The sequence below is a fragment of the Candidatus Darwinibacter acetoxidans genome, from assembly GCF_041936445.1.
In the GTDB taxonomy this organism is placed as follows: Bacteria; Bacillota; Limnochordia; order Darwinibacteriales; family Darwinibacteriaceae; genus DTU010.
Map to the genome: position 1 here is coordinate 1 of NZ_JBHGXH010000034.1, position 10,384 is coordinate 10,384.

The 10,384-nt window shown below is 56.8% G+C and carries 10 protein-coding genes and 3 rRNA genes; 2 read left to right on the forward strand and 11 right to left on the reverse strand.

Features of this window, described 5'->3' with window-relative positions:
- The first annotated feature begins 56 nt into the window (after positions 1-56).
- Positions 57-296, forward strand: coding sequence for an AbrB/MazE/SpoVT family DNA-binding domain-containing protein (locus ACE4YL_RS01020; RefSeq protein WP_461358662.1), 240 nt, complete (start codon positions 57-59; stop codon positions 294-296).
- Here the strand turns inward: ACE4YL_RS01020 and rsmI are convergent.
- The 8 genes from rsmI to ACE4YL_RS01060 are packed head-to-tail and all read right to left on the reverse strand — an operon-like array spanning position 280 to position 6,079.
- Positions 280-1,107, reverse strand: coding sequence for a 16S rRNA (cytidine(1402)-2'-O)-methyltransferase (rsmI, locus tag ACE4YL_RS01025; protein WP_461358663.1), 828 nt, complete (start codon positions 1,105-1,107; stop codon positions 280-282). The genes ACE4YL_RS01020 and rsmI overlap by 17 nt on opposite strands.
- A gap of 2 nt (positions 1,108-1,109) precedes the next feature.
- On the reverse strand, positions 1,110-2,150 hold the full coding sequence (locus tag ACE4YL_RS01030) for a PSP1 domain-containing protein (protein ID WP_461358664.1): 1,041 nt from the start codon (positions 2,148-2,150) through the stop codon (positions 1,110-1,112).
- Positions 2,150-3,079 (reverse strand): DNA polymerase III subunit, encoded by a 930-nt coding sequence (locus ACE4YL_RS01035; RefSeq protein WP_461358665.1) that lies wholly within the window; start codon positions 3,077-3,079, stop codon positions 2,150-2,152. Before ACE4YL_RS01035 ends, ACE4YL_RS01030 begins: the two co-directional genes overlap by 1 nt.
- Positions 3,080-3,089: 10 nt before the next feature.
- Positions 3,090-3,530, reverse strand: coding sequence for a YaaR family protein (locus tag ACE4YL_RS01040; RefSeq protein WP_461358666.1), 441 nt, complete (start codon positions 3,528-3,530; stop codon positions 3,090-3,092).
- Complete coding sequence (locus ACE4YL_RS01045) at positions 3,527-3,805, reverse strand: cyclic-di-AMP receptor (protein ID WP_461358667.1); 279 nt, start codon at positions 3,803-3,805, stop codon at positions 3,527-3,529. Before ACE4YL_RS01045 ends, ACE4YL_RS01040 begins: the two co-directional genes overlap by 4 nt.
- A complete protein-coding gene (gene tmk / locus ACE4YL_RS01050; protein WP_461358668.1) occupies positions 3,802-4,413 on the reverse strand; it encodes a dTMP kinase in 612 nt (203 codons plus the stop codon). Before tmk ends, ACE4YL_RS01045 begins: the two co-directional genes overlap by 4 nt.
- A gap of 12 nt (positions 4,414-4,425) precedes the next feature.
- Positions 4,426-5,874: an aminotransferase class I/II-fold pyridoxal phosphate-dependent enzyme gene (locus tag ACE4YL_RS01055; protein ID WP_461358669.1), complete on the reverse strand. Its 1,449-nt coding sequence runs from the start codon at positions 5,872-5,874 to the stop codon at positions 4,426-4,428.
- Entirely contained in the window at positions 5,861-6,079 is a 219-nt protein-coding gene (locus ACE4YL_RS01060) for a sigma factor G inhibitor Gin (RefSeq protein WP_461358670.1), read from the reverse strand. The genes ACE4YL_RS01055 and ACE4YL_RS01060 overlap by 14 nt, the downstream gene beginning before the upstream one ends.
- Positions 6,080-6,284: 205 nt before the next feature.
- Here ACE4YL_RS01060 and ACE4YL_RS01065 point away from each other — a divergent pair, with 205 nt between their 5' ends.
- A complete protein-coding gene (locus ACE4YL_RS01065) occupies positions 6,285-6,455 on the forward strand; it encodes a hypothetical protein (protein WP_461358671.1) in 171 nt (56 codons plus the stop codon).
- Between the two features lie 188 nt (positions 6,456-6,643).
- Here the strand turns inward: ACE4YL_RS01065 and rrf are convergent.
- The 3 genes from rrf to ACE4YL_RS01080 form a co-directional block, all read right to left on the reverse strand.
- Positions 6,644-6,759 (reverse strand): 5S ribosomal RNA (rrf, locus tag ACE4YL_RS01070).
- Positions 6,760-6,800: 41 nt separating this feature from the next.
- Positions 6,801-9,786 (reverse strand): 23S ribosomal RNA (locus tag ACE4YL_RS01075).
- 104 nt (positions 9,787-9,890) lie between these two features.
- Positions 9,891-10,384: ribosomal RNA gene (locus tag ACE4YL_RS01080) — 16S ribosomal RNA — on the reverse strand; the annotation flags it as partial.

The following is a 10,384-nucleotide window of genomic DNA, read 5'->3' on the forward strand; positions in this document are numbered from 1 at the left end:
GTATAATGAAATGTGCCAAAAAAAGTTTTTTTATGATCGAGGTGAGGAGGGAGATCATGAAGTCCACAGGCATTATCCGCAAAGTTGATGACCTTGGTCGTATCGTGTTACCGATAGAGCTCAGACGCAGCTTGGGCATTGCAGAACAGGATCCCCTGGAGATATTTGTGCAGGAAGACAACATCGTTCTGCGTAAGTATTCGTCGGTCTGCATTTTCTGCGGATCGGATCAGGACGTGGAGAAGTACATGGAAAAGGGCATCTGCCGGAAGTGCAGAGCTAATCTTCAAGCATAAGCCGTAAGGCTAAATCATAGACGTAGTTTTTGGGAAGGCGGTATTCTTCACTCACCCGTTTAACGGCGCTTTTGCGACTGAGTCCCCCTGCGGTAAGCCGCTGCAGGGCCCGAAGGATATCGTCTTCGTCTATTTCCTGCGCCTGCTCTTCCGCCCCGGCCACGGTGATCACAAACTCACCCCGGGGCTTGTTTGTTTGGAAGTGGTCCATAAGCTCGCTGAGCCTGCCCCGCCTGGTTTCTTCATAGAGTTTGGTGAGCTCCCGGGAAATGCTCGCCCGGCGATCGCCCAAAACCGCCAGCACATCCTGGAGCATCCCTGTGAGGCGGTGGGGCGCCTCGTAAAAGATGATGGGATAGGGCAGGTCCTTCAGCTTTTCCAGCTCCCGCCGGCGCTCCCTGCTGCGGCTGGGGAGGAAGCCAAAGAAAAGGAAGTGGGGGCTGGGCAGTCCGCTGAGCAAAAAGCCCAAGAGGGCCGCGTTGGCACCCGGCAGGACCTCCAGGGGAAGTCCAGCCTCAATCACTTCCTTAATTAAGAAGGCGCCTGGATCGGATATGCCCGGCATGCCAGCATCGCTCACCAAGGCAAGGCGCTGGCCCTGCCGCAGCCTCTCCAGGATCTGCGCCGTCTTTTCTTTTTCGTTGTGTTCGTGGAGGCTTTCCACGGGACGGGCAATCTGAAAGTGGCGGAGGAGCTGGCCTGTGCGCCGGGTGTCCTCCGCCAAGATCAGGTCAACCTCCTGCAGTACCCGGAGGACCCGCAGGGTAATATCTTCCAAATTGCCGATGGGGGTTGGACAGACATAGAGCATGGCTACTCAGCCTTTGCTTCCTGTTGCGCCTTGGGCTTTTTGCGCCTGGGGCGCCTTTTCTTCTTGCTGCCCGGCGCCTTTTTGGCTTGGGCGGCAGGTTTAGCCTCGGCCGCGGCCTCTTCCGCTTTGGGCTCCTTGTCCTTGGCCTTCCGCTCCTTCTTCTTGGAACCCTTGGAAGAGCGGCGCTTCTTGGAGCGGGATTTCTTGCGCTTGGCAGGCTCTTCAGGCTCCTCCGCCACAACCCGCTCGATTTCCGCCGCCTCCACCATGAGCTGGTAATCCACTTCCGCTACGCCGTCCACCTGCAGCAGTTCGGTGTAATAGTCGTCTTCGGATTCCACATCTTCATAGAACTCCTCGGGCAGCAGCTCTGGAACGCCTTCTCCGAAGGTCTCCTTGAACTCTCGATAGGCCTCGCACTCATACTTCAGGCAGCACATGAGCCTGCCGCACAAACCGGAGATCTTGGAAGGGTTCAAGGACAAATTCTGATCCTTGGCCATGCGGATGGACACAGGCTCGAACTCGCCCAAAAACGTGGCGCAGCAGAGGTCCCGCCCGCAGGGGCCCAGACCGCCGATGAGTTTGGCTTCATCCCGCACCCCCACCTGCCGCAGTTCAATCCTGGTGCGGAAGATGGAGGCCAAGTCCTTCACCAGCTCGCGGAAGTCAACCCGCCCATCCGCGGTAAAGGAAAAGATGAGCTTGCTCTCATCCAGGGTGTACTCCGCTTCCAAGAGCTTCATGGGCAGGCCATGTTCTGCGATCTTGCGCAGGGCGATCTGAAACGCCTCCTGGGCCCTCCGCTTGTTTTCCTCCACACGCTGGTAATCTTCGGAAGTAGCGCTTCTAATCACCTGTTTCAGGGGCTGGACCACTTCCTCTTCCGGCACCTCCCGCGGTCCAATCACCACTCTGCCGAATTCCACGCCCCGTGCGGTTTCCACGATGCAGCCGTCGCCGGCTGCCATCTGCAGGTCTCCAGGGTTGAAGTAATATATCTTACCGGCTTTTCGAAACCGGACTCCTACCACGGTTACCATTAAGTCAACGCTCCTCTTTTCATCATTAGCAAAAGATAGCCTAAACAAAAGCGGATTCTACCGTTGCCAGCAATTGCCTTTTTCATGTCTAGAATCGTTTCAACAAGCCCAAACAGCGCCTCGCTGCTGTACAGTGCACTGATCTCCTGCAGTTCCCGCTCATAGCCTGGGTTGTACAGGGGAAGATCCAGCTGGTTTTTCACCGCAAGGAGATCGCGGTGCCACTCAAGGATCACGTCCAGTTCCTGGTCGATTTTCTCCCGGTTTTCTGGCCAGCTCTGGCTGAGCCCCAGTACCGCAGCGTAGCTGGCCCGGGGCACTTTGATCAGCTTGTCAATAATGGCCTTCCTTTCCTGCAAGAGCGGACCTTCCAAGTAAGCCAGGGCCCGTCCCAACGATCCTTGGGCCAGTTTAGCTATGGTGCGGATCTGCCCGTCCTCGGGACTGAGCTGGCTGCGCTGGGCCAGCCAACGGCAGATCTCCTCCTCGGGAATGCGCCTGAACTGGACATGCTGGCAGCGGGAGACAATGGTGGGCAGCATGCTTTGGAGCTTGGTGGTGGTTAAAAAGAAGTGGGTGCCCGCAACGGGCTCCTCCAAGGTCTTGAGCAGCGCATTGGCCGCCTGGATGGTCAAACGTTCCGCATCGAGGATCAGCCACACCGTACTGCCTGCTGCGGCCAGGGCCGCCTGCTGACGAAGGCTGCGGATCTCATCTATACCGATGGACCCCTCTCCCCCCAGAACCTGCAGGGTAGAAAGGCCGCCCTTTCTCTTGGCCAGTTCCTGGGCCACTGCCCTGGCCACCGTCTCTTTGCCCACCCCTTCTTCACCGGAAAAAAGATAGGCATGTCCCAAGGAATCGGTGTCCAAAGCACGCTTTAAGATGGCAACTGGAACGGCTTGACCGATAATCTGCTCCAGGGTCATGTAACACACCTCAAATGTGCAGGTCCAAAAGGAGGCCGCGGATTTCATCCAAGCGGCTCACCAGCTCCAGGGGCGAAACCTGCTTAGCCAAGAATTCCCGGGTGAGTTCTTCCAACTTCTCGTCAATCGTTTCCACCACCATAAACAAACGCCGCCGCCCCTGGGGATCGTAAAAAGTGCTCTCCCGCACTTCATACGCCTGCCGCATCAAAAAGAGCAGCAGCTCCCGAACCTTTTTCTTGTAGCGGATTAGATTGGCCAAAACTGGGCTTCTCACCAGCTCCCGGGCGAAGCCATCGATCTCCGCCAGGGCGGCGGCCAGATCCAGCTCCTGGGCCTGTTCCGCCCGGAGCACTTCCCCAAAGGCCTGCTGGGCAGGGGAACTCTTGGCCCGCCTGCGGCTTTTGAGCACAGATCCTTCCCGGCGCGAACCAGCCTTGCTGACCCTCAAATCCGCTCAAACCTCTCCACATCCACGCTGAAGACGGTGGCTCCTCCCACGGAGACAGCTGGATCGCTCTGCTGCCTGCCTTTGCAGGTCTTTTTGATCAACTCCAGCAGCGCATCCAGCCGCTCATCTTCCACCCCGATGAGCAGCGTGGTGTTCCCCGCCCGCAGAAAGCCGCCTGTACTGGCCAGCTTAGTGGCGCGGAAGTCGTTTTCCATTAAGGCTTCAATCAAGGCAGGCACATCCTGATCCTGCACAATGGTGACCAGAAGTTTCATAGAACTTCCCCTTCCATGGCCCTCAGCACCCGGGCAGCCACCTCTTCCCGGGTCCCTCGGGCTGAGACTACCTTAAACCTCCCGGGATCAGCTTCAGCCAGGGCCAAAAAGCCCTCCCTCACCCGGCTGTAATATTCCAACGTGCGCTGGGCAATGCGATCCCTTTTGGTCCTGGCCAGGCAAAAGGCGGGATCCGCGTCCAAATAGATGGTCAAATCGGGCACCAAACCCCCTGTGGCCCAGTGATTCACCGCCCTAATGGCCTCCAGCTCAAGTCCTAGACCGTAACCCTGGTAGGCCAGGGACGAATCCACAAAACGCTCGCAGATCACCGTCTTCCCCGCGGCCAAAGCCGGCCGCACCTTCTCGTGCACATGCTGCGCCCGATCGGCTGCGTAGAGGAGAATCTCGGTCATGGGAGACAGCTCCTTGTGGCTGGGGTCCAAAAGCAGCTGGCGGATCTTCTTACCCAGTTCGGTTCCCCCGGGCTCAGCCGTGTGTACAACTTCATGCCCCTGCTGTTCAAAATGGGCCTTGAGGAGCAGAGCCTGGGTAGTCTTACCAACCCCATCCACACCCTCTAGTGTTATGAACAATCCCTTGCGCATACCAGATTCTCCTTACCGTACTGTTCTGCAGAGACTCCCGTTCTCCTTTAATACCAGAACCTTTTGCTCTGCTGCCATCCCCCTGAGGGACCAGCCCAAACCGGCGCACCACAGGGCGTACTCCACGATTTCAGGGGTAAAGACCTCGCCTGGAACGATCAGGGGTACACCCGGCGGATAGGGGGTGAGAAAGCCTCCGCTGATCCTGCCCGCGGCCTCAGCCAGAGGAATCTCTTCCTTATCCTGGAAGAATCCCTCCCGCAGACTGAGGGCGGCCGGGGGTAGGTCTGGAAACTCCACCTTGTAACGGGGCAAGGGCTCGCGACCTAGGTGGGCCCGGCGTGCCACCACATCCCCCACGGCTTGTACCAGCCGTGCTGCGCTTTCGGGCGTATCTCCTACTGAAATTAAAGCTAAGACATGGTAATAGTCGCTCAGCTCTACCTGTATATTATAATCCACCCGCAGGATCCGCTCAACTTCCTTCCCGGTGAGGCCCAGCTCACGCAGGGAAAAGACAATTCTGGTGGGATCCGCATTGAGATGCTCTGGCACCACTTCCACGTTAGGTAGTGCCGCCAGCTCCCGGGCGCACCGCCTCCCTAATTCCACCGCCCGTTCCACCAACTCCCTCCCCTGCAGGGCCAGCACTCTGCGGACTTCGTCCAAAACAGCCAGCAGCACCAACGAAGGGCTGGTGGTCTGCAGCACCTGGCGGGCTTGTACCACCTTGGCATACCAAAAATCGTTGTTGCAGTGCAGCATGGAAGACTGGGTGAGGGCGCCTAGGGTCTTATGGGTGCTCTGCACCACGGCATCGGCCCCGCACTCCAGCCCTGTGGCGGGTAGCGCCGGAGAAAAACGGAAGTGACCCCCATGGGCCTCATCCACAAAAAGCAGGGTGCCGTACCTTTTCGCCAGCTGCGCCAGCTCCGCCAGGCTGCTAACCGTCCCGTAATAGGTGGGATGGGTTAAGACCAGGGCCTCCGGCTGCTCCCTGGCCAAAGCCTGGGCCACTTCCTCCACCGCTGGCGGTAGGGGAATCAGCCACTGGGAATCGAAAGCGGCGGGAAGGTAGACTGCCCTGCCCTGGGCTAGGACCAGGGCGGAGTAAACAGCTTGGTGGGAAAACCGGGGGATGAGAACGGAACCCTTCACAGGCATGAGTAGGTAGTGCAGCCCGCCGGTGGTTCCGTTGACCAGAAACAGACTGCGGCGGGCCCCAAACAGCTCCGCGGCTAGCTCCTCAGCTTGCGCCAGAGCCTTGAGGAAATCATGGTCCAGCTCTGGGGCTTCCACCATGTCCGAGGGATCAAGTGCAAAAAGGCCTTCGCCCAAGACTTCCCCCAGCCTGGCAAAGGCACCCGGCCTCAGTTTATGTCCCGGTGTATGGAAAGGAAGGACCCCTACCCGCGCGTAGGCAGTGAGAGCCTCCCAAAAAGGCGCTTCATTCTGGTTCAAGGTGTTCCCCCTCCTTGAGGCGGCGGTCACGGGCTGCTTGGAGCTGCCTCCGCCACAGGCGGCGCAGGGCCATGACGTAGGCCCCATACTCAGGCTGATCGGCGGTGACCTCAAGCATCTTCCTCTGGCAGCTCGGGCAGATGGTGGCTCCCCAAAACTCCAAACCGTCCCGGTCAACGATCCTGCGGCAGACCAAGCACTCCATAACCCTCACCTCCCTGCATGCTATTCGTGCAGTGCTTTCCACGTGTAGGTCCACAACTCCTGCCCGGAGAGCTAACCGCTCTGGGCCTCCGGCCACAGCCTCACCTACTTCTCAAGCCCGATGCAAAATGGGTTTAGGGCCCGTTATCCAAAAACTGTAGACTTGTTATACTGCAGGCAAAGAGGAAATTGAGGGGGGAACCGCCGTGCTGCCCGTAACCATAACCATGCTGGAAGCGTACACTAAAGGCCGCAGACCCGAAAGTTCACTGCAAATTAGAGTCAAAAGGCCCAGTAAACGCAGGCTTCCCTTAGGCAGCAAACGCTGGTCTGAGGAGCTGCGCAGGCAGTGGATCGAGCCCGAGTTCACCACCTAACCCGGTTGCCGCAGGGAGGCAGCAGATACCGGCCAAGGAGAGTAGCCACAAGAGGCGGAGTCGCTCCGCCTCACAGCTCGGTAACACCACATCTGCCGCCGGCCAGGGAGGCGCGCCCGGGGAAAAATGGAGCAGAAGCAATAAAAAAACCAGTCCCGCTGACTGTGAGCGAGACTGGTGAACATAGTTCCTGGCAGCGAGCTACTCTCCCACCACGAGATGTGGCAGTACCATCGCCGCTGAAGGGCTTAACTGCTGTGTTCGGAATGGGAACAGGTGTGGCCCCTTCGCTATCGCCACCAGGAAAATACCTTCAAAACTGCACAACATGATGCGATATCTCTTAAGGTCAAGCCCTCGAACCATTAGTACCGGACAGCTCAAGCCATCACTGACCTTACACCTCCGGCCTATCTACCTCATCTTCTATGAGGGGTCTTACCAGCTTAACGCTGTGGGAGATCTCATCTTGAGGTGGGCTTCGCGCTTAGATGCTTTCAGCGCTTATCCACTCCGCACTTGGGGTGCCAGCCGTGCCCCTGGCGGGACAACTGGTAAGCCAGCGGTGCGTCCATCCCGGTCCTCTCGTACTAGGGACAGATCCTCTCAAATCTCCTACGCCCGCGACAGATAGGGACCGAACTGTCTCACGACGTTCTGAACCCAGCTCGCGTACCGCTTTAATGGGCGAACAGCCCAACCCTTGGAACCTACTACAGCTCCAGGATGCGACGAGCCGACATCGAGGTGCCAAACCTCCCCGTCGATGTGAACTCTTGGGAGAGATAAGCCTGTTATCCCCAGGGTAACTTTTATCCGTTGAGCGATGGCCATTCCACGCTGAGCCACCGGATCACTAAGCCCGACTTTCGTCCCTGCTCGACTTGTGGGTCTCGCAGTCAAGCTCCCTTTTGCCTTTACACTCTTTAGTGCGATTTCCATCCGCACTGAGGGAACCTTTGGGCGCCTCCGTTACGCTTTAGGAGGCGACCGCCCCAGTCAAACTGCCCACCTGACACTGTCCCGCAGCCGGGTCACGGCATGCGATTAGAATCCCAGCCCTGGAAGAGTGGTATTCCACTTCTGACTCCACCTATACTAGCGCACAGGTATCTACGTCTCCCACCTATACTATACATCCAAAACCAAAATCCAATATCAGGCTACAGTAAAGCTCCATGGGGTCTTTCCGTCTTGTTGCGGGTAACCTGCATCTTCACAGGTATTGCAATTTCGCCGAGCCCCCCGTTGAGACAGTGCCCAAATCGTTTCGCCATTCGTGCAGGTCGGAACTTACCCGACAAGGAATTTCGCTACCTTAGGACCGTTATAGTTACGGCCGCCATTGACCGGGGCTTCGGTTCTGAGCTTCGCTTGCGCTAACCCGTCCCCTTAACCTTCCGGCATTGGGCAGGCGTCAGCCCCTATACATCGTGTTCCCACTTCGCAGAGACCTGTGTTTTTGTTAAACAGTCGCTTGGGCCTCTCATCTGCAACCTGTTCCTGCTCGCTTTGCTTCCTAGCTCACAGTCTACAGGCACTCCTTCTCCCGAAGTTACGGAGTCATTTTGCCGAGTTCCTTAACAGGGGTTCTCTCGCTCGCCTTAGGATTCTCTCCTCGCCTACCTGTGTCGGTTTGCGGTACGGGCACCCTTACACCTCGATAGAGGCTTTTCTTGGCAGTTCGGGATCAGTCAGTTCGCTACTTAAGTTCGCTCCCATTCGCGTCTTGGGCTTTCTGTGAGGCGGATTTGCCTACCTCACACCCTACTCGCTTAGACACACCCTTCCAGCCGTGTGATGACCTACCCACCTGCGTCACCCCGTCTCTCAAACGGTGTAATGGTGGTACGGGAATCTCAACCCGTTATCCATCGCCTACGCATTTCTGCCTCGGCTTAGGTCCCGACTTACCCTGAGCGGACGAGCCTTCCTCAGGAATCCTTAGGCTTTCGGCGGAGAGGATTCTCACCTCTCTCTCGCTACTCATACCGGCATTCTCACTTCCCTGCGCTCCACGGCTCCTTACGGTACCGCTTCAATGCACAGACAACGCTCCCCTACCAAGCAAGTATCACTACTCACTTCCGAAGCTTCGGTGACGGACTTAGCCCCGTTACATTTTCGGCGCAAAACCACTCGACCAGTGAGCTATTACGCACTCTTTAAATGTATGGCTGCTTCTAAGCCAACATCCTGGCTGTCTAGGCAGTTCCACATCCTTTTACACTTAGTCCGTACTTAAGGACCTTAGCTGTCGGTCTGGGTTGTTTCCCTCTCGGCTATGAGGCTTATCCCCCACAGCCTGACTCTTAGGCTTACAGTATTGGTATTCGGAGTTTGATAGGGTTCGGTAACCTGGTTGGGCCCCTAGCCCAGTCAGTGCTCTACCCCCAATACTTACTCCCTAAGGCTAGCCCTAAAGCTATTTCGGGGAGAACCAGCTATCTCCGGGTTCGATTGGCTTTTCACCCCTATCCACAGCTCATCCCATGACTTTTAAACGTCAACGTGGTTCGGGCCTCCACCAGGGGTTAACCTGGCTTCACCCTGGCCATGGATAGATCACCCGGTTTCGGGTCTACTTAAAGCTACTATACCGCCCTCTTCAGACTCGCTTTCGCTGCGGCTGCGGGCCTTTGGCCCTTAACCTTGCAACTTCAAGTAACTCGCCGGTCCGTTCTACAAAAAGTACGCAGTCAGGCTTTAACGCCCTCCTACTGTTTGTAAGCACACGGTTTCAGGTTCTATTTCACTCCCCGCCAGGGGTGCTTTTCACCTTTCCCTCACGGTACTATTCGCTATCGGTCGCTGGATGTATTTAGCCTTGGAACGTGGTCGTCCCAGATTCCTACGGGATTCCTCGTGCCCCGTAGTACTCAGGATACCTACTGCCTAATACAACTGCTTTCGCCTACAAGACTTTCACTTCCTATGGTGGGTCTGTCCTGACCGCTTCGGCTAGCAGATGTATCTTGGAGTGTAAGCCACAACTTACAACTGTAGGTCCTACAACCCCCTGTAAACAACGCTTGTGGGCTTCTCCATTTACAGGGTTTAGGCTCTTCCCCGTTCGCTCGCCGCTACTTAGGGAATCTCTGTTGATTTCTTCTCTTCGGGATAATGAGATGTTTCACTTCCCCCGCTTACCTTCTATGACCTATGGATTCAGCCATAGATACCGACCCCTTGCAAGGTCGGTGGGTTGCCCCATTCGGATATCCCCGGTTCAAAGCCTGCTTGCGGCTACCCGAGGCATTTCGGTGCTTGCCCCGTCCTTCTTCGGCATCCAGCGCCTAGGCATCCGCCGTGCGCTCTTTGTAGCTTGACCTAATACCTTTGATGCTTTTACCCATTGTGCAGTTTTCAAGGTGCAATCTAAGGGTTAACTTGAACCCTCAAAACCAAACAGTGATGGAAAGCTAGGCTCCTTAGAAAGGAGGTGATCCAGCCGCACCTTCCGATACGGCTACCTTGTTACGACTTCACCCCAATCATCTGCCCCACCTTCGACGGCTCCATCCCGAAGGTTTGGTCACCGGCTTCGGGTGTTGCAGACTTTCGTGGTGTGACGGGCGGTGTGTACAAGGCCCGGGAACGTATTCACCACGGTATGCTGACCCGTGATTACTAGCGATTCCTGCTTCACGCAGGCGAGTTGCAGCCTGCGATCCGAACTATGACTGGCTTTTTGGGATCCGCTCCAGATCGCTCCTTCGCTTCCCTCTGTACCAACCATTGTAGCACGTGTGTAGCCCAGGACATAAGGGGCATGATGATTTGACGTCATCCCCACCTTCCTCCGGTTTCTCACCGGCAGTCCGATTAAAGTGCCCAACTTAATGATGGCAACCAATCGTAGGGGTTGCGCTCGTTGCGGGACTTAACCCAACATCTCACGACACGAGCTGACGACAACCATGCACCAC

Coding starts and splice junctions, on each gene's coding strand:
- ACE4YL_RS01020 (WP_461358662.1), top strand. CDS start 57: ATGAAGTCCACAGGCATTATCCGCAAAGTTGATGACCTTGGTCGTATC.
- rsmI (WP_461358663.1), bottom strand. CDS start 1,107: ATGCTCTATGTCTGTCCAACCCCCATCGGCAATTTGGAAGATATTACC.
- ACE4YL_RS01030 (WP_461358664.1), bottom strand. CDS start 2,150: ATGGTAACCGTGGTAGGAGTCCGGTTTCGAAAAGCCGGTAAGATATAT.
- ACE4YL_RS01035 (WP_461358665.1), bottom strand. CDS start 3,079: ATGACCCTGGAGCAGATTATCGGTCAAGCCGTTCCAGTTGCCATCTTA.
- ACE4YL_RS01045 (WP_461358667.1), bottom strand. CDS start 3,805: ATGAAACTTCTGGTCACCATTGTGCAGGATCAGGATGTGCCTGCCTTG.
- tmk (WP_461358668.1), bottom strand. CDS start 4,413: ATGCGCAAGGGATTGTTCATAACACTAGAGGGTGTGGATGGGGTTGGT.
- ACE4YL_RS01060 (WP_461358670.1), bottom strand. CDS start 6,079: ATGGAGTGCTTGGTCTGCCGCAGGATCGTTGACCGGGACGGTTTGGAG.